This is a genomic window from Conexibacter woesei Iso977N, from assembly GCF_000424625.1.
In the GTDB taxonomy this organism is placed as follows: Bacteria; Actinomycetota; Thermoleophilia; order Solirubrobacterales; family Solirubrobacteraceae; genus Baekduia; species Baekduia woesei_A.
In genome coordinates, this window is sequence record NZ_AUKG01000004.1 from 305,686 (window position 1) to 330,655 (window position 24,970).

At 70.5% G+C, this 24,970-nt stretch carries 26 protein-coding genes; 4 read left to right on the forward strand and 22 right to left on the reverse strand.

Translation table 11 applies throughout. The features are described from left to right. Positions 1–11 precede the first annotated feature (11 nt). Positions 12–923 carry a TIGR01777 family oxidoreductase gene (locus H030_RS0125915; protein ID WP_231398538.1) on the forward strand — a complete coding sequence of 304 codons (912 nt, stop codon included), beginning with the start codon at positions 12–14 and terminating at the stop codon, positions 921–923. On the opposite strand, the gene H030_RS40535 is transcribed toward H030_RS0125915, so the two are convergent. The 11 genes from H030_RS40535 to trpA all read right to left on the reverse strand — a co-directional run bounded on the left by H030_RS40535 (position 920) and on the right by trpA (position 9,150). Then, a complete protein-coding gene (locus H030_RS40535) occupies positions 920–1,417 on the reverse strand; it encodes a GNAT family N-acetyltransferase (RefSeq protein WP_196809275.1) in 498 nt (165 codons plus the stop codon). The two genes, H030_RS0125915 and H030_RS40535, sit on opposite strands and share 4 nt — an antisense overlap. Further along, the gene (locus tag H030_RS0125925) at positions 1,414–1,968 is read right to left on the reverse strand and encodes a PIN domain-containing protein (RefSeq protein WP_196809276.1); all 555 of its coding nucleotides are present in this window, start codon (positions 1,966–1,968) and stop codon (positions 1,414–1,416) included. Before H030_RS0125925 ends, H030_RS40535 begins: the two co-directional genes overlap by 4 nt. A gap of 20 nt (positions 1,969–1,988) precedes the next feature. Next, the gene (locus H030_RS39900; protein ID WP_027008276.1) at positions 1,989–2,345 is read right to left on the reverse strand and encodes a helix-turn-helix domain-containing protein; all 357 of its coding nucleotides are present in this window, start codon (positions 2,343–2,345) and stop codon (positions 1,989–1,991) included. 89 nt (positions 2,346–2,434) lie between these two features. Beyond that, on the reverse strand, positions 2,435–2,674 hold the full coding sequence (locus H030_RS39905; protein WP_027008277.1) for a hypothetical protein: 240 nt from the start codon (positions 2,672–2,674) through the stop codon (positions 2,435–2,437). 4 nt (positions 2,675–2,678) lie between these two features. Then, positions 2,679–3,449 carry an ABC transporter ATP-binding protein gene (locus H030_RS0125940; RefSeq protein ID WP_081691177.1) on the reverse strand — a complete coding sequence of 257 codons (771 nt, stop codon included), beginning with the start codon at positions 3,447–3,449 and terminating at the stop codon, positions 2,679–2,681. Further along, positions 3,449–4,264: an ABC transporter ATP-binding protein gene (locus H030_RS0125945; protein WP_231398539.1), complete on the reverse strand. Its 816-nt coding sequence runs from the start codon at positions 4,262–4,264 to the stop codon at positions 3,449–3,451. Before H030_RS0125945 ends, H030_RS0125940 begins: the two co-directional genes overlap by 1 nt. Further along, positions 4,261–5,496, reverse strand: coding sequence for a branched-chain amino acid ABC transporter permease (locus H030_RS35320; RefSeq protein ID WP_196809277.1), 1,236 nt, complete (start codon positions 5,494–5,496; stop codon positions 4,261–4,263). Before H030_RS35320 ends, H030_RS0125945 begins: the two co-directional genes overlap by 4 nt. 49 nt (positions 5,497–5,545) lie before the next feature. Beyond that, complete coding sequence (locus H030_RS35325; RefSeq protein WP_081691179.1) at positions 5,546–6,604, reverse strand: branched-chain amino acid ABC transporter permease; 1,059 nt, start codon at positions 6,602–6,604, stop codon at positions 5,546–5,548. 120 nt (positions 6,605–6,724) lie between these two features. Further along, the gene (locus H030_RS0125960) at positions 6,725–7,957 is read right to left on the reverse strand and encodes a branched-chain amino acid ABC transporter substrate-binding protein (protein WP_051223764.1); all 1,233 of its coding nucleotides are present in this window, start codon (positions 7,955–7,957) and stop codon (positions 6,725–6,727) included. Between the two features lie 179 nt (positions 7,958–8,136). After that, complete coding sequence (locus H030_RS39410) at positions 8,137–8,301, reverse strand: hypothetical protein (protein ID WP_155892281.1); 165 nt, start codon at positions 8,299–8,301, stop codon at positions 8,137–8,139. 57 nt (positions 8,302–8,358) lie between these two features. After that, positions 8,359–9,150: a tryptophan synthase subunit alpha gene (gene trpA, locus H030_RS0125970; RefSeq protein ID WP_051223765.1), complete on the reverse strand. Its 792-nt coding sequence runs from the start codon at positions 9,148–9,150 to the stop codon at positions 8,359–8,361. Positions 9,151–9,200: 50 nt separating this feature from the next. Here trpA and H030_RS0125975 point away from each other — a divergent pair, with 50 nt between their 5' ends. Continuing rightward, a complete protein-coding gene (locus H030_RS0125975) occupies positions 9,201–10,286 on the forward strand; it encodes a lysylphosphatidylglycerol synthase transmembrane domain-containing protein (protein ID WP_027008282.1) in 1,086 nt (361 codons plus the stop codon). Positions 10,287–10,984: 698 nt separating this feature from the next. Here H030_RS0125975 and trpB read toward each other — a convergent pair. The 11 genes from trpB to H030_RS0126030 all read right to left on the reverse strand — a co-directional run bounded on the left by trpB (position 10,985) and on the right by H030_RS0126030 (position 22,637). Next, a complete protein-coding gene (gene trpB, locus H030_RS0125980) occupies positions 10,985–12,166 on the reverse strand; it encodes a tryptophan synthase subunit beta (protein WP_027008283.1) in 1,182 nt (393 codons plus the stop codon). Then, the gene (locus H030_RS35330; protein ID WP_231398540.1) at positions 12,163–12,906 is read right to left on the reverse strand and encodes a phosphoribosylanthranilate isomerase; all 744 of its coding nucleotides are present in this window, start codon (positions 12,904–12,906) and stop codon (positions 12,163–12,165) included. The genes trpB and H030_RS35330 overlap by 4 nt, the downstream gene beginning before the upstream one ends. Positions 12,907–12,943: 37 nt before the next feature. Beyond that, entirely contained in the window at positions 12,944–14,170 is a 1,227-nt protein-coding gene (locus H030_RS35335; protein WP_051223766.1) for a S1C family serine protease, read from the reverse strand. Between the two features lie 114 nt (positions 14,171–14,284). Further along, on the reverse strand, positions 14,285–15,091 hold the full coding sequence (trpC, locus tag H030_RS0125995) for an indole-3-glycerol phosphate synthase TrpC (protein ID WP_027008284.1): 807 nt from the start codon (positions 15,089–15,091) through the stop codon (positions 14,285–14,287). Positions 15,092–15,131: 40 nt separating this feature from the next. Then, positions 15,132–16,169: an anthranilate phosphoribosyltransferase gene (gene trpD, locus H030_RS35340; protein ID WP_035129839.1), complete on the reverse strand. Its 1,038-nt coding sequence runs from the start codon at positions 16,167–16,169 to the stop codon at positions 15,132–15,134. 15 nt (positions 16,170–16,184) lie between these two features. Beyond that, entirely contained in the window at positions 16,185–16,754 is a 570-nt protein-coding gene (locus tag H030_RS0126005) for an anthranilate synthase component II (protein ID WP_035129842.1), read from the reverse strand. Beyond that, positions 16,751–18,211 carry an anthranilate synthase component I family protein gene (locus tag H030_RS0126010; RefSeq protein ID WP_051223767.1) on the reverse strand — a complete coding sequence of 487 codons (1,461 nt, stop codon included), beginning with the start codon at positions 18,209–18,211 and terminating at the stop codon, positions 16,751–16,753. Before H030_RS0126010 ends, H030_RS0126005 begins: the two co-directional genes overlap by 4 nt. Next, complete coding sequence (hisIE, locus tag H030_RS0126015; RefSeq protein WP_027008287.1) at positions 18,195–18,797, reverse strand: bifunctional phosphoribosyl-AMP cyclohydrolase/phosphoribosyl-ATP diphosphatase HisIE; 603 nt, start codon at positions 18,795–18,797, stop codon at positions 18,195–18,197. The genes H030_RS0126010 and hisIE overlap by 17 nt, the downstream gene beginning before the upstream one ends. Before the next feature lie 52 nt (positions 18,798–18,849). Next, a complete protein-coding gene (locus tag H030_RS35345; RefSeq protein WP_051223768.1) occupies positions 18,850–21,351 on the reverse strand; it encodes an EAL and GGDEF domain-containing protein in 2,502 nt (833 codons plus the stop codon). 339 nt (positions 21,352–21,690) lie between these two features. Beyond that, the gene (locus H030_RS0126025) at positions 21,691–22,272 is read right to left on the reverse strand and encodes a zeta toxin family protein (protein WP_027008288.1); all 582 of its coding nucleotides are present in this window, start codon (positions 22,270–22,272) and stop codon (positions 21,691–21,693) included. Next, positions 22,269–22,637 (reverse strand): TA system antitoxin ParD family protein, encoded by a 369-nt coding sequence (locus tag H030_RS0126030; protein WP_027008289.1) that lies wholly within the window; start codon positions 22,635–22,637, stop codon positions 22,269–22,271. Before H030_RS0126030 ends, H030_RS0126025 begins: the two co-directional genes overlap by 4 nt. Positions 22,638–22,754: 117 nt before the next feature. On the opposite strand from H030_RS0126030, the gene H030_RS0126035 reads away from it, so the two are divergent. Next, positions 22,755–24,044 (forward strand): alpha-glucosidase/alpha-galactosidase, encoded by a 1,290-nt coding sequence (locus H030_RS0126035; RefSeq protein ID WP_027008290.1) that lies wholly within the window; start codon positions 22,755–22,757, stop codon positions 24,042–24,044. 13 nt (positions 24,045–24,057) lie between these two features. Further along, entirely contained in the window at positions 24,058–24,966 is a 909-nt protein-coding gene (locus H030_RS0126040; RefSeq protein WP_035129845.1) for a carbohydrate kinase family protein, read from the forward strand. The last annotated feature ends 4 nt before the right edge of the window (positions 24,967–24,970 follow it).

The window sequence follows — 24,970 nt, forward strand, 5'->3', positions numbered from 1 at the left end:
AGATGTAGGTGATGGCGATGAACATCACGATGACGGGCGCGACCGGGCTGATCGGGCGCAAGCTGGCGAAGGCGCTGCGGGAGCGCGGCGACGGCGTGACGGTGCTGTCGCGGTCGCCCGAGAAGGCGGGCGCGACGCTTGGCGTCGAGGCGGTCCGCTGGGACCCGGAGGCCGATCCGGCGCCGACCGAGGCGCTGGTGCACCGCGACGCGGTCGTGCACCTCGCGGGCGAGCCGGTGGCGCAGCGCTGGAGCGATGACGCGAAGCGCCGGATCCGCGAGAGCCGTGAGACCGGGACCCGGAACCTCGTCGCGGGCCTGCGCGAGGCGGCCACGCTGGCGCCGAGGACGCTCGTGGCGTCGAGCGCCGTCGGCTACTACGGCAAGCACGGCGACGAGCGCGTCCCGGAGTCGACCGCGGCCGGGAGCGACTTCCTCGCCGACGTCTGCGTCGCGTGGGAGCGCGAGTCCTCGGCGGCCGCGGAGCTCGGCCTGCGCGTCGTGCAGATCCGCACCGGCGTCGTGCTCGACAAGAACGGCGGCGCGCTCGAGAAGATGCTGCCCCCCTTCAAGCTCGGCGTCGGCGGCCCGGTGGCGGGCGGCGACCAGTACCTGCCGTGGATCCACGTCGACGACCTCGTGTCGTTGTACCTGAAGGCGTTGGACGACCCCTCCTGGTCCGGGCCCTACAACGGCGCGGCGCCCGAGCCTGTGACGAACGCGGCGTTCAGCAAGGCCCTCGGCCGCGCCCTGCACCGCCCCGCCTTCGCACCCGTGCCCGCGTTCGCCATCAAGTTGCTCTACGGCGAGATGTCCGAGATCGTCACCGAAGGCCAGCGCGCCGTCCCCGAACGCGCACTCGCGGGCGGGTTCACCTACCAGCACGCGGACCTCGACGAAGCACTCCGCGACACCTTGCGCTAGTCGGCGACCACGCGCTCCATCCGCACCAACTCGCCATCCTCCGGTCCGGCGACCAAGAACCCACACTTCTCGTAAGCGCGCCTCGCCCGCCCATTGCCGGCATAGACAGCCAACACCATCACCTTCACCGCGCGCTCCGCGGCCCACGCCGCGCACGCATCACACAACCTCGCCGCGCCCCCGCCCCCGCGGTGCTCCGGCGCGACGTACATCGCCAACAACTCGGCCTCGTCCGGGCGCTCCGGCCACACCCTGACCATCGCCATCCCGCCCCACACACCACCAGCGTCGAGCACGAACGTCCGCTGCTCCTCGCCCCCAACCGAAGCCTCAACCCACTCCCTCCAAAACCCCTCCGGCCGCGCCTCCTCCTTCGCAAGCGTCGACCCAAACCCCTCCGGATCACCCCGCAACGCCGCCAACCGCAACGCCTTCACCTTCTCCGCATCACCCGGCGCAACCGCTACAACTCGCACATCCGCACCGCCGATCACCGCCCTGAAGTGACCGCGCGGACCCGAGCGGCGAACCGGCCGCATCCGGCGTTCTCGATCTTGTCGAGCAACTGGTCGACAGTCGTGTCGTCGCGCGAACCCGCCCAGGTCTCGAGCAGTTCCACCATCATGTCGTTGTTCCCGTCGTCCAGCAGACCGACGAGGTGCGCGTCCGGCGTGCGGACGGTGACCCCGTGCTCGGTCGCCAGTCGCTCGCTCCGGAAGTCCCGGTCGGCGGAGACGAGCATGCCCGCGCCGGCGACGATGGCGAGCGCGCAGACGTGCTGGTCGTCGGGGTCGGGCGTATAACGCGACAGGTCGATGTCCGGCTGAAGGTCGCCGATGTCGCACTCACCTTCGGGGAAGTTCTGCCGGACGAGGTCCACCCATTGCTCGGCGACGTGCACGGCGAGCCCACGTCGCTCGACGAGGACGCGGCACGTCTCATGCAGCAGCTCCTCGCTCCAGACGACCGAGAAGAGGCCGGCGGTCCCGGCCCGCCCCATCAGCTCGTGCAGGACTCGCGAGAAGAGGATGTTCGCGTCGAGCACGACACGGACCGGGACATCCGTCACTCGAACGGCACGCCCAGATCGTCCAGCGCCTTGGACCACTCACCAGTCCGGCGCCAGCCGTCTTCCCGCTTGGCGAGCAGCTCAGCGATCGAGCGCTGCGACACCTGCCAGTAGCTCGACCCCTCCTGTTGGCGGCCGGCCAGCAGACCCGCGTCGATCAGCCGTCGCGCATGCTGCCGGGAGAACCCGAGCTGTGCAGCCGCCTCTGACACCGGTACCCAGTGGTCCGGCGACGTGACGACGATGTCCACCTCGACGCCCTCGGCGATCAGCGACTTGACGGTCGTTCGTATCTCGTCGACGACGACATCGACTTCGCCTTCCGGGGCAATATGGAAGTTGACCGGGCGCATGGGTTGAGCGCCACGGTACCAGCAAACCTGTCCTACCTGCACATCTTCTCGCGGTCCCGGACGAGCCGGGACCGCGCGTGCTGAGCGGGCTAGGAGTTCGCCGCGTTGCGGCGGCGCTTCTGGACCCAGGGTGAGTCGGGCTTGGGTGGGACGATGAGCCAGATCACGACGCCGAGGGCCGAGAGGATCAGGCCGGAGCCGAGGCCCCATTTCTCGCCGTAGCCCTTGCGGTTGGACAGCTCGCTCGCGGCCCAGCCGGAGCCGAGCCAGATGTAGACGAGCCAGAAGGCCTTGGAGCCGATCGCGGCCAGCAACAACGAAGCGGTCATCGAGTCACGTCCCCAGGTAGGCGGCCTTCACGCGCTCATCTGTGCGCAGTGATGCCGACTTGTCCGTCAGTGCGACCGTTCCGGTCTCCAACACGTATCCACGGGCGGACACGTCCAGCGCGTAGTTGGCGTTCTGCTCGACCAGCAGGATGGTGACCCCCTGCTGGTTGATCTCGCGGATGATCTCGTAGATCTTGTCCACGATCACCGGCGCCAGCCCCAGCGACGGCTCGTCCAGCAACAACAACGTCGGCTCCGCCATCAGCGCGCGGCCCATCGCGAGCATCTGCTGCTCACCACCGCTCATCGTGCCGGCCCTCTGCTTCTCGCGCTCCTTCAAGCGCGGGAACATCTCGTAGACCCGGTCGATGTCGGACCGGATCGCGGCCTGGTCGCGGCGGGTGAACGCCCCCATCTCCAGGTTCTCCAGCACGGTCATGCGCGGGAAGATCCGCCGCCCCTCGGGCGAGTGCGCGATCCCCATCCCCGCGACCGTGTGGCCGGCCAACCCCGTGATGTCGCGCCCCTGGTAGACGATCTTCCCGGTGCGCGGCGGCACGATCCCGGAGATCGAGCGCAAGGTGGTGGTCTTGCCCGCCCCGTTGGAGCCGATCAGCGTGACGATCTCGCCCTCGTAGACGTCGAGCGAGATCCCCTTCAGCGCCTCGATCGCGCCGTAGTACGTGTGGATGCCCTCCACCTGCAGGACCGGCTTGGCCGACCCGGGCCCCTCGGGGCCGGGCTCGACGGCCGGGGCTTCCGGCGTCGCGCCCATCAGGCCTGGCTCCCGAGGTAGGCCTCGATCACACGCGGGTTCTGCCGGACCTCGGCCGGCGCACCCTCGGCGATCTTCTCGCCGTGATCCAGGACCGTGATGTGGTCCGAGACGTTCATGATCACCTTCATGTCGTGCTCGATCAGCAGGATCGACACGTCCTGCTCGGTCCGCAGCTTCTCCATCAACTGGCGCAGCTCCTCGGACTCCCGGGCGTTCATGCCCGCCGTCGGCTCGTCCAACAACAACAACTTGGGCTCGCTCGCCAAAGCGCGCGCGATCTCCAGCCGGCGCTGGTCGCCGTAGGGCAGGTTCATCGCCAGCTCGTCCTTGCGCTTGAGCCCCACGAACTCCAGGAGCTCCCGCGCCTTCTCGCGACCCTCGCGCTCCTCGCGGCGCACGAACGGCGTCCGCAGGACCATCCCGGTCACCCGCGACCTCAGCCGCGGGTGCATGCCGACCTGGACGTTCTCGGTCGCCGTCATCGTCCGGAACAGCTTGATGTTCTGGAACGTGCGGGCCACGCCCGCGCGCGTCACGATGTCCGGCCGCTTGGCGGTGATGTCGACGCCGTCGAACGTCACCCGCCCCGTCGTCGGCCGGTACAGGCCCGTGAGGCAGTTGAAGAACGTCGTCTTCCCCGCCCCGTTGGGCCCGATCAGCGACACGATCGCCCTGCGCGGCACGATGAAGTTGACGTCGTTGACCGCCACCAACCCACCGAACACCTTCGAGATGCCCGCGGCGTCCAGCAGGACGTCCTCGGGCCTGATGTCGGTGTCGACCTTGTCGACCGCGGTGATCTGATCGCTCACTGGCGCACCTCGTACATCTGCGACATGTCGCCGACGGCGGCGGTGTCGATGACATCGCCCTCGATCTCGGCCTCGTGGAGCTCGAGCCGTCGTCGGCCCGATGGGATGAGGCCCTCAGGCCGCAACACCATCATGATCAGCAGGAAGAACCCGAAGACCCCGAACGAGATCGACGTGAAGTCGAACCCGAGCGGGCCGGACAGGTTGTCCAGCTGCGGCAGCCCGTAGCGGTTCATCATCGACAACGCCACGGCGCCGACGATGACGCCCCAGATGTTGCCCATGCCGCCGACGATGACCATCGCCAGGATGAACACCGAGAACCCGAACTCGAACTGGTCGACGTTCACCGTGTTGTTGTAGGACCCCAGGAACACGCCCGCGAAGCCGCCGAACGCGGCGCCCATCGCGTAGGCCCACAACTTGGTCCGGACGAGGTTGACGCCCATGGAGGCGGCCGCGACCTCGTCCTCGCGCACGGCGATCCACGCGCGGCCCAGCCGCGAGTCGCGCAGGCGCCGGTTGACGAAGATCGTGAACACGACCATCCCGAGGACGACCCAGTACGCGGGTCTCAGGTTGGCGTCCGTGTAGACCGCGTTGTGCGACCACGGCAGGTTGATGGTGTCGATCGGCGTGATGCCTTGGCGCCCGTGCGAGAAGTCCGTCGAGCCGATGCCGAACAGGCCACTCGTCGAGTTCTCGAAGATGCGCGGCACGATCTCGCCGAACGCGAGCGTGACGATCGCCAGGTAGTCGCCACGCAGCCGCAGCGTCGGCGCACCGAGCAGCACACCCCACGCCGCCGTGATCGCCATCGCGATGAAGATCACGATGAAGAAGTTGATGTGGATGCCCGCGATGTCCAGCCGCCCGCCCGAGAGCTTGGGCTGGAACGTCGAGCGGTCCGACACCAGGATGTGGATGCCCTTGCCGCCGTTGACGTCCGGGAACTGCTGCGACCCGAACCAGCCGATGACGAACGCGCCGATCGCGTAGAACGCCACGTAGCCGAGGTCGAGCAGACCCGCGAAGCCGACCACGATGTTCAGGCCCAGGGCCATGATCACGTAGGCCAGCGTCTGGATCGACGCGTCAAGGAAGTCGCCTCCGCCCGTGATGTACGGGAAGAAGACGGCGGCCACGAAGAAGATCAACATCCACGCCCAGCGCGGAAGCGCGCCGGCGACCGTGTCGCCGGTGTCGCGCAGAGCCTTCACCTGTGTGCTCATCGAACGTGCCTCCCGCATGACGTACCGCTTGGCTTTGCAGCGTTCGACCTCATCCTTCTCGCGTCTCCTCACCGAAGAGGCCCTGGGGACGGAAGACCATCACCATGATCAGGACGCCGAAGACGACCGCCGGCGTCCACTCCTCCCCGAGCTGCAGGCCCAGGAAGTTGCCGCCGTCGGAGATCGCCTGGATCACCCCGATGATCAACCCGCCGATCACCGCGCCCTTGAGGTTCCCGATGCCGCCCATGACCGCCGCGGTGAACGCGATCAGGCCGGCCGTGAAGCCCATGTTGAAGCGGACGGTCAAGTTGTACAACGCGTAGATCAGGCCGGCCGCGCCGGCCATCATCCCGCCGAGCAGGAACGTCAGCGAGATCGTCCGGTCGACGTCGATGCCCATCAGGCGCGCGGCATCCGGGTCCTGCGCGGTCGCGCGCATCGCCTTGCCGTACTTGGTGGTGTTGACGAACCACAGCAGCGCGATCAGCAGCGGCACCGTGATGATCACGGCGAAGACGTCCGAGTGCAGGATGTCCACCCTGAACACCGTGAAGTACGTGGCGTGGGACCCGATCAGGTCGGGGACCGAGTCCGGCGTCGGCCGCCACAGCAGGCCGACGTTCTGCAAGATGAAGGACATGCCGATCGCGGTGATCAGCGGCGCCAGCTTCGGCGCGTTGCGCAGCGGTCTGTAGGCCGACCGCTCTATGAGCACGTTGAGCGTCGCGCTCGCGAGCATCGCGCAGACCAGGACGATGACGATCGAGACGACGATCAGGGCGATGCTCGTCGTCTGCGTGACGCCGAACGTCTGCCACAGCGACAGCGAGACGAACGCGCCGATCATGAAGACCTCGCCGTGGGCGAAGTTGATGAGCTCGACGATGCCGTAGACCAGCGTGTAGCCGAGCGCGATGAGCGCCCAGACCATGCCGTTGGACAGGCCCGTCTTGACGTTCGCCAACGTGTCCGTCGGCTGGTAGATGAACTGCGCCACCAACGCCAGGCCGAGGACGATCGGCAAGGCATAGGCGTTGAGAACGTCTCCGACTTTCCGCGCGGGCGGCGGAGCGGAGGCGGTCTCGGTGATCGATGCGGCTTCCATGGGTGTGGGGTCCCCTCCCGAGGCGTTTGAGTCCGACAACTCGACGCGAGCGACGCGGGCGGGCCGCCGGCCGGGGTTCCTCAACCCCGGCCGGCGCGCCCGCGCGCTCAGACGTGTGGCCTAGGAGGTCTGGGCCTTGATCACCTTGTCGAAGATGAGCTTGCCACCCTCGATCTTGTTTCCGCCGTAATCGGTCAGCGTCGTGTCGCCGTTCTGATCGATCGAGTACGTGCCGAGCACCGACTCACGGTTCCTGACCTTGAAGAACTGGTCGATGACCGACTGGCGGTCGTTGCCCTTGTCGCCGGCGTTCTTGATGGCCTCGAGGACGACGCTCATCGCCTCGTAGCCGTAGATCGCGTAGGCCTCCGGGTCAGCGCCGTACTTGGCCTTGTAGTTCCTGAAGAACTCCTGGCCGGACTTCGGGTACAGCTTCGGATCCAGCGTCGGGTTGGTCACGTAGGTCTGCTTCTCGACCTTCGAGCCCAACTTCGACGCGAACGCGACCTCGGCGACGCCGTCCGGACCGAACAGCTTGGCCGACGGCATCGTGGCGTTGAGGTCCTTGAACAGCTGGACGGCGTTGTTCTGGGTGATGCCACCGAAGAACACGCAGTCGGCGCCGGTGCCCTTGATGGTCCCGGCCAGCGCGCGGTAGTTGGCGGCCTTCGGGTCGATGCCCTGGTTGCCGAGCACCGTCAGGCCGGCGGCCCTGGCGCGCGGGGCGACCTGATCGGCGAGGCCCTTACCGTAGACCTCCTTGTCGTTCAGGATGTACACCTTGGTGCACCCCTGGTCCTTCTGGTAGGTCACCTGCGCCGCCGCCTGGATGTGGTCGGCGGGCACGACGCGGCCGTAGGTCCGCTTGCCGGACGGGTAGTACTTGTCCGGCTCGCCCTTGTCGGCGCCCTCGGAGCGGGTCAGGCCCACCGCCGTGTTGGACGGCGACACCTGCAGGATGCCGGCCTCGTTGAGGATCGGCAGCGAGATCGCGGTGGCGCCCGAGTTGAACTCACCCAGGTAGGCGATCGTCGACTTGTCCTGCGCGGCCTTGCGGGCGTCGCCCGAGGTCGCGCCCGGATCCCACTTGCCCGCCGACGCCGTGGCGTCGTCGAGCTTCTTGAAGGTCACCCTGAAGTTGCCGGCCTTTCCACCGGCGGAATCCAGCGCCATCTGCTCGCCGTTGTTGACCGAGACCGACTGCGGGCGGGAGTCGCCCTGCAGCGGCAGGCTGGAGTAGATGGTGATGTTGGAGCCACCCGAGCTTGCGCTCGTGGAGCTCCCGGTGCTTCCGCCACTGTCGTTGTTGTCGCTGCCGCACGCGGCAACTCCGAACGACAGCGCGGCAAGCAAGCAGCCCGAGGCTGCCACATGACGTACGCGCAACGTGTCCCCTCCTCAAGGGATCGAATACGGAGAGAGCGCGAGTCTAAACAGACCCACAGACGCTGCGCAATGGTCACTTCGCCACACCACAGGATGGGCATGTGGCTTGACCACACGGATGGCCCGCCTTCAGGCGGGTTTCGTGGCTAGCTCTGACGCTTGGACGGCAGGTACTTCTGCAACATCTGGATCGTCACGGCGACGATCATGATCAGCGCGGCAAGCAGGAAGCTGTCGAGGGCCTTGGCCCCGAGCGCCCACAGGACGATCCACAAGGCAAGCGCCGCGACGATGGAGTAGACGAGTCCCATAGCGGCCCAGATCCTACTGCGAGCAGGCGCTCTGAGGCGTTGCGGTTGCGCGCCCGGTCAGGCCGCGGCCAGCGCCGCCGAGAACGACGCGACGACCTCGCGGACCGCGGCGGCCGGGTCGTCGGCCTCGGCCGCTGCGCGGACCAGGCGGCTGCCGACGATCACGCCGTCGGCGCCGGCCTCCATCGCCTGCACGGCCTGCTCGGGCGCGCCGATCCCGAAGCCGAGCGCGACCGGGACGTCGGTGTGGGCCTTCGCGCGCGCGATCGTGTGCGCGAAGGTGTCCGAGAGCGTCGTGCGCTCGCCGGTCGTGCCGGTGACCGAGACGGTGTAGACGAAGCCGCGCGCCCGGGCGCCGATGCGCTCCAGGCGCTCCTCGGGGGTCGTGGGCGCGACCAGCGGGACCAGCGCGATGCCCGCCGCGTCGCAGGCCTCCAGCAGCGGTCCGGACTCCTCCAGCGGCAGGTCGGGGACGATCAGGCCCGAGCCGCCGGCCTCGACGAGGTCGGAGACGAACTCCGGGACCCCGCGCGCCAGGATCAGGTTGGCGTACAACATCATCACGACCGGGACCTGCGGGCCGAGGACCCTGCAGACGTCGAAGACGTCGGCGACCGTCGCGCCGGCCGCGAGCGCCTGCGTCCCGGCCGCGTGGATGACCGGGCCGTCGGCCAGCGGGTCGCTGAACGGGACGCCGAGCTCGATCAGGTCGGCGCCGCCGTCGACGTAGGCCTGGCCGATCTCGATCGACTGCGCGACGGTCGGGAACCCGCCCATCAGGTAGGGCATGAGGGCCGCTCGCCCGTGGGCGTTGGCGAAGGCGTCGGCGATGCGCTGGGGTCCGGACATGTGGTCGTCGAAGCCTACGACCAGTTCGCGTCCTATGCTCGCTGCGGTCGATGACCGACACGCGCGACGACACCAGCACCGAGGACGAAGGCCGCACGCGCGTGCGAGACGCCTTCATCATGCCCGGCCCGAGGGGTCGCACGGCGCTGATCTGGTTCGGGTCGACCGCGCTGCTGATCCTCGTGATCTACCTGCTGATCCCGCACCTGGCGGGCGTCGAGGACACGTGGAACCGGATCAAGAACGGCTCGCCCGCGTGGCTGGCCGCGGCGATCGGGCTGGAGACGTGCTCGTACCTCGGCTACGCGTGGAACATGGCGGCGGTCAGCGCCGCCGACGGCGTGATCCTGGGCGTGAAGCGCTCGGCGCTGATCACGCTGGCCGCGACGGCGGCGACGCGGTTGGTCGCCGCCGGTGGGGCCGGCGGGATCGCGGTGACGACGTGGGCGCTGTCGCGGGCCGGGCACGGGCCGAGGCAGGCGGCCAAGCAGGTCTCGCAGCATCTCGTGGCGACCTACGGCGTGTTCATGGCGCTGGTGATCGCGGTCGGGACCGCGCTGGCGATCGCCGGCGAGGACCCGCTGCTGTCGGCCGTGCCGGCCGTGATCGCCGCGCTGTGCGTGGCGACGTTCCTGGTCGTGATCCAGGCGCCGGACTGGATCCGGCGGCATCTGGACACCGGGCCGAAGTGGCGCCGTCGGTTGCTCGCCGCACCCCAGGCCCTGGCCGACGGGACCCACTTCACGATCGAGCTCGTCCAGCGCCGCGAGCGCGGCCTGTGGGGCACCGTCTTCTGGTGGATCTTCGACTTCGCAACGCTCTGGGCATGCTTCTGGGCCTTCGGCGGCCACCCGAACGTCCCGGACTTGTTGATGGCCTACCTCCTCGGCCAGCTCGGCAACCTGCTGCCCCTTCCCGGCGGAGTCGGCGGCGTCGAAGGCGGCATGGTCGGCGCAGCGGCCGCCTTCAACATGGACGCCGGCGTGGCCCTGGTGGCCGTGCTGGCCTACCGCGCGATCTCCGTCTGGCTGCCGGCCCTCCCCGGCGTCCTGGCACTGGCGACGCTGCGCAAGGCAGCAGAAGGCGCCGACGTCATCGACGACGCACCCGAAGCGGACGCCGACGAAGCGGCCTAGCCGCGCGATTGCGAGGCGGGACTGCCGTCGCGGACATGACGGCCGCGCGGTCAACGGTGCATTTGGGTTCGTATAGGACCAAAATGCACCGTTGACGGAAGTTGACGAACACGCGCGGCGCGGCGCGGCGACCATCACCACCCGGAGGCCCGCAGCAGCGAGCCGATGGCCGCGGACGCGGCCGCTCGCCGCACCGCTGCGCTGCGTTGCCGCGTGTGCCGAGAGGCGACGCCGGCGGAGACCGGCAAACGGTCGCGGTGTTACGACCGACGACGCATCGGTACACCCAGCGATCACGCCGGCGGAAGTGTGGCCGCGGACACGACCGGTCGCGCTGCCGCGACGCTTCGAGCCGCGGGTACCGAGGACGGCGGAGACCGGCAAACGGTCGCGGTGTCACGACCGACAACGCATCGGTACACCCAGCGATCACGCCGGCGGAAGTGTGGCCGCGGACACGACCGGTCGCGCTGCCGCGACGCTTCGAGCCGCGGGTACCGAGGACGGCGGAGACCGGCAAACGGTCGCGGTGTCACGACCGACAACGCATCGGTACACCCAGCGATCGCGCAGGCGGAAGTGTGGCCGCGGACGTGACGCCCGCAGCACCACCGCGCTCCGATACCGCGTGTGCCGAGAGGCGACGGGTGGCGAGAGGTGGCGGCTGCGCCGTCGAGAGGCGGTGGTTGCGCCGGCGGCTAGACGTCGGCCGGGCCGGCGCCGTAGTTCTCGATGATCTGGGCGAGGTCCTTGTCGCCGCGGCCGGAGAGGCAGATGACGTCGAGGGTGGATTCGCTCGGGACGTGGAGGGCGTGGTAGAGGGCGTGGGAGGTCTCCAGCGCCGGGATGATGCCCTCCAGGCGGGTGACCTCCTTGAAGGCCCGCACGGCCTGCTCGTCGGTCACCGCGACGTAGGTCGCGCGGCCGGTGTCGCGCAGCCAGGCGTGCTCGGGGCCGACTCCGGGGTAGTCGAGTCCGGCGGAGATCGAGTGGGCTTCGAGGATCTGGCCCTCGTCGTCCTGCATGATCGTCGACAGCGAGCCGTGCAACACGCCCGCCCGCGCGCCCGAGGTCAGCGGTGCGCCGTGGCGCCCGTCCAACCCCTCGCCGCCGGCTTCGACGCCGACGAGCTGCACGCCCTCGTCCGGGATGAACGCCGCGAAGATCCCCATCGCGTTGGAACCACCGCCGACGCACGCCATCACACGATCGGGAAGGCGCCCCTCGCGCTCCAGGAGCTGCGCGCGCGCCTCGTCGCCGATGATCCGCTGCAGCTCGCGCACCAGCGCCGGATACGGCGCCGGCCCGGCGACCGTCCCGAGCACGTAGTGCGTCGAGTCGACGTTGGCGACCCAGTCGCGGATCGCCTCGCTCGTCGCCTCCTTCAGCGTCCGCGACCCGGCCGACACCGGGACGACCGTCGCGCCGAGCAGCTGCATCCGCTCCACGTTCGGCTTCTGGCGCGCGACGTCGACCTCGCCCATGTAGACGACGCACTCCAGGCCCAGCAACGCGCACGCGGTCGCGGTGGCGGTCCCGTGCGAGCCCGCGCCGGTCTCGGCCACCACGCGCGGCTTGCCCATCCGCTTCGCCAGCAGCGCCTGCCCGAGCGCGTTGTTGATCTTGTGCGCGCCGGTGTGGTTCAGGTCCTCGCGCTTGAGGTAGATCGCGCGCCCCGCCGCCTCGCTCAGCCGCGGCGCCAGGTACAGCGGCGACGGCCGCCCGACGTAGTCGCGCTGCAGGTGCTCCAGCTCGGCCCGGAACGCCGGGTCGCTCCACGCCTCGACCCACGTGCGCTCGAGGTCGCCCAGCGCGGGCATCAGCGTCTCCGGGACGTACTGACCTCCGTACGGCCCGAACCGGATCTCCAGCCCCGTCATGCCGCGGGCCGGACCGGCGAGCGACGGCCCGCGGGCGTAGATGTAGGACTCGGCCTGTCGTCGTCGTGCCGCGGGCGCGCGGGCTCCGAGCCGGCCGGCCAGGTCGACTTCACGGCCTCGGCGAAGGCCTTCATCTTCTCGGGATCCTTCACGCCCGGCGACGCCTCGACCCCGCTCGCCACGTCGACCGCGAACGGATGCACCGCCGCGATCGCGCTGACGACGTTCTCCGGGTTCAGCCCGCCGCTCAGGATCAGCGGCACGTTCGACGAGCGCCGCGAGACCATCGCCCAGTCGAACGTCTCCCCCGTCCCGCCGCGCAGCCCGTCGCGGTGGGTGTCGAGCAGGTGGAAGTCCGTCCGGAACGCCTGGACCGCGACGACGTCGGCCGCCAGCTTGACCGACTGCGCCTTGATCACCTTGCAGCCCGTCCGCCGCGCGATCTCCTTGGCGTACGAGGGACCCTCGTCGCCGTGCAGCTGGATCATCGACAGCTGCAGCATGTCGGCCAGCGCCGCGACCTCGTCCATCTCCTGGTTGACGACGACGCCGACGACCTCGACCTTGCGCCGCAGCGCGTTGGAGATCCGGACGCCCTCCGCCGGATCGCACGCGCGCTTGGACCCCGGCCACAGGATCAGCCCGATCGCCCAGGCGTCGAGCGAGACGGCCAGCTCGGCGTCGGCGAGCGACGTCATGCCACAGAACTTGATGCGCGTGCGGTGCTGCGAGTCGTCCACGCCCACCATCCTAGGGCGGCGCCGCGCGCGCCCGCGCCTAGCCGGTCTGCAGCGCCGACGGGCGCTTGGTCAGCGTGACCGTGACGTCCCTGGTCGAGCCCTTCTGGCGCACGATCTCGAGCTTGACCCTGTCGCCCGGCCTGTGCGACGACACCAGCTGCGCGAGCTGGTCCGACGTCGTGATCTTCGTCCCGTCGACCTTGGTGATGATGTCGCCGCCCAGGACCACCGGGTCGGACGAGCCCTGCATCGTCGCCTGGATCGTCCCGGCCCTCAGCCCGGCCTGGCCGGCCGGCGACCCGGACTCGACGGTCTGCACGAGCGCGCCGTGGTTGGCCGCCACGCCGACCGCGTCGAACTGGCCGTCGACGGTGATCGACGTCACGCCGAGGTAGGCGCGCTGCACGGCCTCGCCGGACTTCAGGCTGGTGAGGATCTGCTTGGCGGTGTCGATCGGGACGGCGAAGCCGATCCCGACGTTGCCCTCCGACCCGCTGCCGCCGGTCTCGATCTGCGAGTTGATCCCGATCACGCGCCCGGCCGAGTCGATCAGCGGCCCGCCCGAGTTGCCCGGGTTGATCGCCGCGTCGGTCTGGATGACGTCCTTGATCGCGAAGCCGTTGGGCGCCTGGATCTGGCGCTGCAGCGCCGAGACGACGCCGGTCGTCAGCGTGCGGTCGAGGCCGAACGGGTTGCCGATCGCGATCGTCGGGTCGCCGACCTGCACGTCCCTGGACGAGCCGAGCGGCAGCGGCCTGAGGTCCAGGCCCTCCGGGTCGACCCTCAGCAGCGCCAGGTCGGTCGACGGGTCCTTGCCGACGACCGTCGCCCTGAGCGTCTTCTTGTCGGCGAACTGGACCGTGATCGAGCCCCTGGTCGCGCCGTCGATGACGTGGTTGTTGGTGAGGATGTCGCCGCGCGCGTCGATGACGAACCCGGAGCCGGTCGCCTCGCTCTTCTGCGCGCCGCCGAACCCGAAGTCGAACGGGTTGTTGGTCTGCTCGATGATCTCGGACTTGATGTAGACGACGCCGGGCGCGTAGCGCTTGTAGATGTCGGCGGCGGTCAGGCCCTCGGCGACGTTGGACTGCTTGCCGTTGGCGCCGGTGGCGGCCATCGCGGGCTGGCGGATCACCGTCGTGGTGTGCCCGTCGGAGTCCGAGTTGTTCTCCAACAAGCTCGTCACCCCCGCGGCGACGCCGCCGCCGAGCAGCGCGGCGACGAGCAGAGGAGCGAAGAGGGCCTTGGAGTTGGAGGTCGGCATACGAGGCTGAGGTTCCTGAGGATCGCTGAAGCGACCCTGAAGTCGGTCTAAAGATTGCTAAAGCGCCCGTCGTTGCTGGACGTCCGGCCGGTGCCGTTTGGCCCAGGCGAGCGCCTAGAGCGCGTCCTCGCCGCCCCCGCCGTGCCCGATCAGCTCGCGCAGGGCGGCCTCGGGCTCGGGCGCGCGCATCAGCGTCTCGCCGATCAGGACGGCGTCGACGCCGACCCGCTCGAGCTCCTCGATCTGCGCCCGCGTGTGGAACCCGGACTCCGAGACCACCGTCTTGCCCGCCGGGACGTCGGAGAGCAGCTCGTAGGTGCGCTCGACGTCGACCGTGAAGTCCACGAGGTTGCGGTTGTTGATGCCGATCACGTCGGCGTCGACGACCTCCAGCGCGGTCTCCAGCTCCTCCTCGTCGTGGACCTCGACCAGGATGTCCAGGTCCAGCCCCTGGGCCTCGGCGTACAGCGACGCCAGCACCTTGGGCTCCAGGGCCGCGACGATCAACAGGATCGCGTCGGCGCCCGCCACCGCGGCCTCGACGATCTGGTAGCCGTCGACGACGAAGTCCTTGCGCAGGATCGGCAGCCCGACCGCGCCGCGCGCCTCCTCGAGGTCGGCGAGCGTGCCGCCGAAGTGCGGGCCCTCGGTCAGGACCGACAGCGCCGCCGCGCCGCCGCGCTCGTAGGCCTGGGCGATCTCGGTGACCGTCGCCCCCTCCCGGATCTCGCCGGCCGAGGGCGAGCGGCGTTTGTGCTCGGCGATGACCGACACGCCGGGACGAACGAGGGCCTCCGCGAACGGGCGGCCCTCGCGGTGGGGCCCGAGCCGCGCCTCGAGGTCCGCCAGCGGGACCTCCTTGCGGCGGCGGCGGACTTCGTCACGCGTGACATCGACGATGCGCTCAAGGACGTTGCTCACTGTTGTTCACGCTTTCGAGCGCGACGAAGTCGGGCCTTGCTCATGCTGTTGCGGGGGAACGTTCCCTGGTCAGGCGGACGTAGTCCTCCAGCGCCCGTGCCGCGGCGCCCGAGGTGAGGGTCTCGCGGGCCAGCTCGACGCCCGACTTCAGGTCGTCGGCCGCGCCCGCGGCGTAGATGGCGGCGCCGGCGTTGAGCAGCACCAGGTCGGTGTCAGGGCCCGAAGCGCCCTCGAAGACGGAGCGCGTGACCGCGGCGTTGACCCCGGGGTCTCCCCCGGAGATCGCGTCCGGCGACGCCTCGGGAAGGCCGACGTCGGCAGGGCTGACGTCGTAGCGGCGCAGCTCGTCGCCGTTGACCTCGACCACGTGGGTCGGTGCGGACGTGCTCATCTCGTCGAGGCCATCCGCGGAGGAGACTACCAACGCGCGATCACAGCCCAGCTGGGCCAGCGCGCCCGCGAGCGCCTCGATGTAGTTGGGGTCGCTGACGCCCACGACCTGGCGGCGCGCGCCGGCCGGGTTGGTCAGCGGGCCGAGGAAGTTGAAGATCGTCCGGACCGCCAGCTCCTTGCGGACCGGGATCACGAACCGCGTGGCGCTGTGGTGGCGCGGCGCGAACATGAAGCCGAAGCCGACCTCGTCGATGCACGCGCCGACGTCCTCGGGCGTCAGGTCGATCCGGACGCCCAACGCCTCCAGCACGTCGGCCGAGCCGGACGCGCGCGTGGCGGAGCGGTTCCCGTGCTTGGCGACCGCACAGCCCGCGCCCGCCGCGACCAGCGCGGCCGTCGTCGAGACGTTGAACGTGTGGCGCCCGCCGCCGGTCCCGGCGGTGTCGAGCAGGTCCTCGCGCCTGGTCGGGACCCCGACCGCCAGCGCGCGCATCGCGGCCGCGAGGCCCGCGATCTCCGCGACCGTCTCGCCCTTCGTGCGCAGGGCGATCAGGAACGCCGAGATCTGCACCTCGGAGCCGTTGCCGGCCATGATCTCGGTCAGGACCGCGGCGGTCTGCTCCTGGCTGAGGTCGCGACGCTCGGCGAGCAGGTCGATGGCGGCCGTGAGGACGTCGTTCTGCATCGAAGGCGAAACAGCCTACGCGGATGCGAGGAAGTTGCGCAGCATGTCCTTGCCGCGGTCGGTCAGGACCGACTCGGGGTGGAACTGCACGCCCTCGACCGGGAGCTCCTTGTGGCGGATCCCCATCAGGACGCCGCCGCCCCGCGAGGTCACCGTGAACGCGTCCGGGAGGTCCGCCTCGCGGACGACGAGCGAGTGGTAGCGCCCGACGGTCAGCGGGCCGTCGAGGCCGCGGTAGACGCCCTCGCCGTCGTGCTCGATCTCGGTCGTCTTGCCGTGGACGGGCTCGTGGCGGATGACGGTCCCGCCGAAGGCCTCGGCCAGCGACTGGTGGCCGAGGCAGACGCCCAGCGTCGGGATCCCGGCCTCCGGGAAGCGCCGCATCGCCTCGATCGAGACGCCCGCGTCGGCGGGCGTGCACGGGCCGGGCGAGACGACGACGCGGTCGGGCGCGCGCTCCAGCAGCTCGTCGACGGTCACGACGTCGTTGCGCACGACGTCGATCTCCGCGCCCAGCTCGCCGAGGTACTGGACCAGGTTGTAGGTGAACGAGTCGTAGTTGTCCACCATCAGGACGCGCGTCATGCCCAGTCCCTCTGCGACGCGGCCACGGCGATGGCGCCCTTGACGGCCTTCGACTTGTTCACGGACTCCTCGTACTCGTACTCGGGCTTGGCGTCGGCGACCGTGCCGCCGCCCGCCTGGATGTGCGCGGTGCCGTCCTTGATGACCACCGTGCGGATGTGGATGCAGGTGTCGAGGTCGCCGGAGTAGCTGAGGTAGCCGATCGCCCCGCCGTAGCCGCCGCGCTTGACGGGCTCCAGCTCGTCGATGATCTCCATCGCCCGGACCTTCGGCGCACCGCTGAGCGTCCCTGCGGGGAGGATCGAGCGCAGCGCGTCCATCGGCGAGACGTTCGCGCGCAGCGTCCCGGACACCGCCGAGACGATGTGCATGACGTGCGAGTACAGCTCGATCGCCTTGAAGCGGTCGACCCTGACGGTCCCGTACTCGCAGACGCGCCCGAGGTCGTTGCGCCCCAGGTCCACCAACATCACGTGCTCGGAGATCTCCTTCTCGTCGCTGAGGAGCTCCTCGGGATCGGCGTCGCGCGGGCGCGTGCCGGCGATCGGCGTCGTCGACGCGTGCCGGCCGTGGACGGTCAGCAGCGGCTCCGGCGAGGCGCCCGCGATCTGGAAGTCCAGGAAGTCCAAGAAGTACATGTACGGCGACGGGTTGACGACCCGCAGCCCGCGGTAGACGCTGAACGGGTCGATCCCGCCGAGGTCGGCGCTCCAGCGCTGCGAGGGCACGACCTGGAACGCGTCGCCCGCGTGGACGTACTCGACGATCCGGCCGACCATGCCCTCGAACGTCGCGCGGTCCATGTTGGAGGTGAACTCCGGGACCTCGCGCTCGGCGCGCGCGGCGTCCGGCTTGGGCACCGGTCCGTCGAGCAGCGCGCGGGCGTCGGCGATCCGCTGGACCGCCTCGGCGTACGAGGTGTCGACGTCGCCGGCGCGGACGTTGGCGAGGATCGTGACCGTGTGCTTGAGGTGGTCGAAGACCACCAGCAGGTCGGACAGCATCAGCGCCATGTCCGGCAGCCCGAGCACGTCCGGGTTGGGCTCGCCGAGCGTCGTCTCGACGGTCCGGACCAGGTCGTAGCCGAAGAAGCCGACCGCGCCGCCGGTGAACGGCGGGGCGTCCTCGAACGGCGCCTGCCTGTGCGCCGCGGCCTCCTCGGCCAAGCTGTAGGGGTCGCCGTCGTCGCCCAGCGACCAGCGCACGACGTCGCGCGGCTGGACGCCGATGAACGAGTAGCGCCCGACCCTCTGGCCCTGCTCGGCGGACTCCAGCAGGAAGGCCGGCGTCTGCTTCTCGGCCCCGCGCAGCTTCAGGAACGCCGAGACCGGCGTCTCGCAGTCGTCGATGAACGTGTGGCGCAGCGGGACGAGGTCGTGCTCGCGCGCGAGCGTGCGGACCTCCTCCAGCGACGGCGCGACCGCGAGCGCCGCCGCGGCGTCAGCGGGCGCGCTCATGCAGCACCTCCGTGGCGTCCGAGAGGGAGCGATCGCGCGAGCGCAGCAGGACCATCAGGTGGTAGAGGACGTCGGCCGCCTCGTTGTCGACGCGGTCGTCGGTCTCCTCGCGGGCGGCGCGGGCGACCTCCTCGGCCTCCTCCTGCACCTTCTCGCCGATCAGCGGCGGGTTGTCCAACAACTCGACCGTGTAGGAGCCCTCGGGCCGCTCGGACTGCCGCGCGCGCAGGACGCGCTCCAGCGCGGGCAGCACCTCGAACGGCGCGGGCGCCATGTCGCCGCGGTAGAAGCAGGTGCGCTCACCGGTGTGGCACGCCGGGCCGTTCGGGATCACCAGCGCGACGAGCGCGTCGGCGTCGCAGTCGTAGCGCAGGCCCTTGACCTGCTGCGTGTGCCCGGAGGTCGCGCCCTTGTGCCACAGCTCGTTGCGCGAGCGCGACCACAGGTGGAGCTCGCCGGTCTCGCGCGTCCGCGCGACCGCTTCGGCGTTGGCGTACGCCAAGGTCAGGACCTCACCGGAGTTCCAGTCCTGGATGACGACGGGCACGAGGCCCTGGGCGTCGTAGTTGATCGCGCTCGGCTCCATGGGCGCCGGAGTCTACGAGGCGTTCGGCCGAGTGCCGTCCACAGCGTCTAGCTCATGAGGGACTTCCGGAACCGACGCGCTCGAGCAGCGGCTCGATCTCGTCGGCCGGTGCCGGGCGGCCCAGCAGGTAGCCCTGGGCGAGCGGGCAGCCGCGGTCGACGAGGAACGCGCGCTGGTCCTCGTTCTCGACGCCCTCGGCGACCGCCTCCATCCCGAGCGCGCGCGCCAGCTCGATGATCGCGGTGACGATCGCGGTCGCCTGGACGTCGTGCGGGACGCCCTGCAGGAACGTCTTGTCGATCTTCAGCACCTGGACGGGCAGCGTGCGCAGGCGGCTCAGCGACGAGTAGCCGGCCCCGAAGTCGTCGACGGCGATCTCGACGCCGGCCGCGACGAGGTCGGCGAGCACCGGGTCGGTGCGCAGTGGGTCGGCCATGGCGGCGGACTCGGTGATCTCGACCGTGAAGCGGTCGGCCATCTCGTCCGGCGTGACGAGGCCGAGCAGGCGCGCGCCGAAGTCCGGGCGGCGCAGCTGACGGGGCGAGACGTTGACGGTCACGCGCGGCGGGCGGAAGCCGTCGCGCTCCCACGCGAGGATCTGGTCGCGCGCGGCGCCGACGACCCAGTCGCCGACGCGGTCGACGAAGCCGGTCTCCTCGGCGAAGGCGATGAAGTCGTCGGGCATGACCAGGCCGCGGAACGGGTCCTGCCAGCGGACCAAGGCCTCCAACTTGCGGAGGGCGCCGTCGCGGGGGTCGACGATCGGCTGCCAGTGCAGGATCAGCTCGCCGCGGTCCAGCGCCTTGCGCAGGCGCGAGGTCATGCTCAGGCGCTCGAGCGGCTCGTGCGGGTCGCCGTTGTAGACCGTGACCGTGTTGCGCCCCGCGGCCTTCGCGGCGTACATCGCGGCGTCGGCGTGGCGCAGCAGCTCGTCGGCGTCGGCGGCGTCGCGCGGGTAGAGCGAGACGCCGATCGACGCGCCGATGTGGAACTCGGCGCCGGAGATGCTGAACGGCTCGGCCATCGCGGCGAGCAGGTCGTCGGCGACGCCGCGCGCGTGCTGCTCGGCCTCCTGGCGCTCCAGGCCGGTGAGCAGCAGCAGGAACTCGTCGCCGCCCTGGCGCGCGAGCAGGTCGGAGCCGCGGCGGCGCTCGGACAGGCGCATCGTCACGTGGCAGAGCAGCTCGTCACCGGCCGGGTGGCCGAGCGAGTCGTTGACGAGCTTGAAGCCGTCGAGGTCGAGGTAGAGCAGGCCGACCGCGTGGCCGCTGCGGCGCGCCCTGGCGAGCGCGAGGTCGAGGTGCTCCTGCAGCAGCGCGCGGTTGGGCAGGCCGGTGAGCGAGTCGTGGTAGGCGAGGTAGGCGATCTGCTCCTCGGCCGCGCGGCGCTCGGTCAGGTCCACCCCGCTCGACATCATCGCGTTGACGCTGCCGTCGGCGTCGCGGACGACCGTGTCGCGCCAGGCGATCGTGCGCTCCTCGCCGGACTTCGTGACGACGACCGACTCGTGGACGGCGTCGTCGGCCTCGGCCTGCAGCTCCTCGGCGTAGGCGGCGCGCCCCTGTTCCTGTAGGCGTTGCGGCACGACGGCGTCGTACCAGTCGCGGCCGATCAGCTCGCCCTCGTCGTAGCCGAGCAGCTCGGCGCCCGCGCGGTTGAGCAGCGTGATCCGCGCGTCGGCGTCGAGGATCACGATGATCGCGCCGGCGATGTCGAGGTAGCGCTGCGCGCGGTGGCGCTCGTCGGCCAGCTCGCTCTCGGTCGCGCGCGTCGGGGTGACGTCGACCAGGACGCCCTGGGAGAAGCGCGGCGCGCCGTCGGCGCCGCGGACGACGGTCTCCTTGTCGCGGACCCACAGCTCGCGGCCGTCGCGGGCGATCATCCGGAACTCGATGTCGACGCGCGTGCCGGCGGCGTAGGAGTCGCGCTCGGCCTGCTTGACGCGCTGCACGTCGGCCGGGTGGATGCAGCGGTACCAGAGGTCCTGGTCGTCGATGAACGCCTGCGGCGGCCAGCCGAGCAGCCGCTCGATCTGGGGCGAGATGTAGGTCAACGTCGCGTGCGCGTCCCAGTCGGCGATGTAGGCGACGGCGGGGACGTGCTCGACGAGCGTCCGGTAGCGCGCCTCGGCGAGCGCGAGCTGGTCGAGCGCGTCGAGGCGGTCGGTGACGTCGTCGACGACGGCGATCCAGTCGGTGGCGGCGCCGTCGCCGTCGCGCACGGGCGTGATGCGCATCTCCGCGCGGAAGGAGGTGCCGTCGCGGCGGTGCAGGACGAACGTCGCCTCGTGCGCGGTCTGGTGGTGCAGCGCGGCCGCGAGCGCGTGGCGAGCGCCCGTGTCCTCGATCGCCTCGCCCACGAGCTGGGCGACGTCGTAGCCGACGAGCTCCTGCGCGGTGCGGCCGAACAGCCGCTCGAACGCGCCGTTGACGTAGGTGATCGCCGGGCTCGGCGTCCTCGCGTCGCAGACCAGGACGCCGGAGGTCGCGACGTCCAGCGCGCGCACGAGCGCGGGCGCGCGGTCGTCCTGCGGTGGGGGCGCGTGGTCAGCCATGCGACACGTCAGAGGGTACGCCCGGACCGGGCGGACCGCCGGAAACCCGCATTTTCTGGGTGTCGTGGAGGGGCCGACTAGGACAGACGTCCGTTCGGGCAGGAACGGCACTCCAGGAGACGGGGACCCCGCCGACAACCGGAGAGACAACAGGCGAATGCGACCCAAGGACGGGTCGGCCCTGCTGATGAGCGTCGCTTCTGGAGGGAGCGCGGCGCCATCGCAAACGGGACCGCCATGGATCTGAGTCGAGATCTTTCGCCACCTATACGCCTCCCACCGGAGGGGACATCCACGGTGCGGACCCGAGCGACGACGGTTGCTCGGGTCCGTTCCCGTTTAACCGCCCAGCGCGGTGAGCTCGGCCGGGGCCCAGGTAGGCCAAGCCGGCGGGTGCAGGGGGCGACCGTGTTCGTAGGTCGCCATGACGCGATACGCAGCGCGGTCCGACATGTTGTCGTAGAAGGTCGCGCGGTGGACGAGCGGGCAGGCCGCTGCGACGAGCGACCACAGACGGCGATAGCGCTCGCGGATCTTCGTCTCGGGCACGGAGTGACCGCCGAGCCCCACGCGATGCCCGACGCGCACCACCGCGATGTCCTCGGAGACCACGATCGCGTGCAGCTTCACGACGTAGCCCGCTTCGAGGGCCTGCGTGATCAGGTCGACCTTGCTCGGGTGGCTGAAGACCGTCTCGGTGATGAACGACCTGCGCGCGGCGATGGCCTCGTCACGTGCCTGCGCCGCGGCCTGCGACGCGTCATAGGCGTGCTCTTCCTCCGCCCCCGGCCAGCGCTCCGCGGCGATCACGTCCGCGTTGATGAACGGCAGGCGCGTCAGCGGCTGGAGCGCCACGCGGACGAACGTCGACTTGCCGGAGCCGTTCGGCCCGGCGAGGACATGCAGGGTCTGTGTGCTCACGCAGCGGCGTCAGCTGCGTCGCCGCGCACGACGACATTGCCGTTCTCGTCGCCCACGTACCACGGCTTCCCGGTCGCGCGCAGCTCACTCTCGAGGTCGAGCGACGCGAGGCGCTCGGTCAACTGCACGTCCCACTCCGCTCGCACGATCGCCTGCGCCCGCTCGTCCTTCAGGTCGTCGTACGACGCCTGGCCGGCGAGCACACGCGCGATCTCGCCGTGGGTGACGCCCGGCGACGACTCCAGCTCCTTGCCGATGCGCGCCCAGTGGGCCAGCTGCTGCGCGGCGCTGCGGCTGTGCACCTCGCCGGCGGCCCTCGCCGCGTCGAAGAGCGCTTGGTCGATCCGGGTGGGCATCGTCGACATGGGCGAAATGTAGCACGTTGCTACGTAGCATCCTACTACCCGAGCTTTGCAGTCAGCGCGCGGAATTGCGCGGTTATGGCCTAGACGATCAATATCGCTCATGCGTAGGATGCGGGCATGACGAAGATCGCGTTCATCGGCGCCGGGAGCGTCTCGTTCACGCGGGAGCTGCTGACGGATCTGTTCTCGTACGCCGAGCTGGCCGGGACGCTGGAGATCGCGCTGCACGACATCGACGAAGGTCGGCTCGAGACGGCGAGGCGCGTCGCGGAGCGGATCGACGGCGACAAGGGCGCCGGCGCGCGGATCTCCACGCACCTCGACCGGCGCGCGGCGCTCGACGGCTGCGACTTCGCCATCAACATGGTCCAGGTCGGGATGCACGAGGCGACGGTCAAGGACTTCGACGTCCCGGACGCGCACGGGCTGACGCAGACGATCGGCGACACGCTCGGCGTCGGCGGCATCTTCCGCGCGCTGCGGACGATCCCGGTCATGCTCGGAATCGGTGAGGACCTCGCCGCGGTCGCGCCGGGCGCGTGGTTCCTGAACTACACCAACCCGATGGCGATCCTGATCCAGGCCTACGCCGAGGCCTCGCCGCACAAGCAAGTTGTCGGCCTGTGCCACTCGGTGCAGAACACCACGCGGCAGATCGCCGAGCTGGCGGGCGTCCCGTTCGAGGAGGTCAGCTTCACCGGCGCGGGCGTCAACCACCAGGCGTTCATCCTGCGCTTCGAGCGCGAGGGCGAGGACCTGTACCCGCTGCTCGACGCCGCGCTGGCCAAGGACCCTGAGTTGAGCCGACGTGTACGGGTCGAGATGTACAAGAAGCTCGGCTACTTCCCGACCGAGTCCTCCGAGCACTCCTCCGAGTACCTCCCGTGGTTCCTGCACCACCCCGCCGAGGTCGAGCGCTTCCGGCTGGAGCCGCGCGAGTACGTCCGCCGCTCGCTCGAGAACCTCCAGGAGTACGACGACGTCCGCGCCGCGCTGGACTCCGGCGCCCCGCTGCCTGACGAGCGCTGCTACGAGTACGCGCCCGAGATCATCCACTCGATGGTCACCGGCCAGCAGCGCACGATCTACGGCAACGTCCGCAACGACGGGCTGATCGCCCAGCTCCCGCCCCAGTCGGCCGTCGAGGTCCCGATCCTCGTCGACAAGACCGGCCTGCGCCCCACGATCGTCCGCGACTACCCGCCGCAGCTCGCCGCGCTGAACCGCACGTTCCTGAACGTCGCCGACCTCACGGTCCGCGCGGCGCTCGACGGCAACCCGGACCACGTCCGCCACGCCGCGATGCTCGACCCCAACACCGCGGCGTCGCTCACGCTCGACGAGATCGACGCGGTCGTCACCGAGCTGCTCGCCGCCCACGCCGGCGCGCTGCCCGCGGGCCTCTAGCGTCAAGACCACCATGTTGGACGTCCTCGTCGTCGGCGACCTCAACCCGGACCTCCTGCTCTCCGGCGACGTCGTCCCGCGCTTCGGCCAGGCCGAGCAGGACGTCACGGCGACCGTCGCGCTCGGCGGCTCCGGCGGGATCTGCGCGGCGGCGCTGGGGCGACTCGGCCTGCGCACCGCGCTGGCCGCGGCGGTCGGCGACGACGACCTCGGCGCGCTCGTCACGCAGCGGCTGGCCGACCGAGGCGTACACCTCGACCAGCTCCAGCGCGCGGCGCAGCCGACCGGCCTCAGCGTCCACCTGCTCCGCGACGACGACCGCGCGATCCTCACGCACTCCGGCGCGATCGACGACCTCGACGTCGCCTCGGCGTGCCGTGCGATCCGCGCCGCCAAGCCACGCCACGTCCACGTCACGTCGGTCTTCCTGATCCGCGCGCTGCGCGAGCGCGGCGCCGACCTCCTCGACGCCGCGCGCGACGTCGCGGCCGTCGTCTCCGTGGACACCAACTACGACCCCGCCGAGCGCTTCGACGCGCCCGCCTGGCTGCTCGACGCCGACGTCCTGCTCCCCAACGCCGCCGAGGCCCGCGGCCTGGCGAGGAGCGTGGACGTCGAGCAGGCCGCGCGCGAGCTCTCCGCCCGCGGCGCGACGGTCGTCGTCAAGCTCGGCGCGCAGGGCGCCCTCGCGGTGACCAGCGGCGAGACGCTGCGGGTCGCAGCGCCCGCACCCACCGTCCCGATCGTCGACACCGTCGGCGCCGGCGACGCCTTCGACGCCGGCTTCATCCGCGCCCGCCTCGACGGCCACGACCTCCCAACCCAGCTCGCCCACGCCACCGCCGCCGGCACCCTGAGCACCCGAGCGGGCGGGGATGCCGGACAGCCGACCCTCGAAGACGTCCTCGGCGTGGCACGCTAGGAGC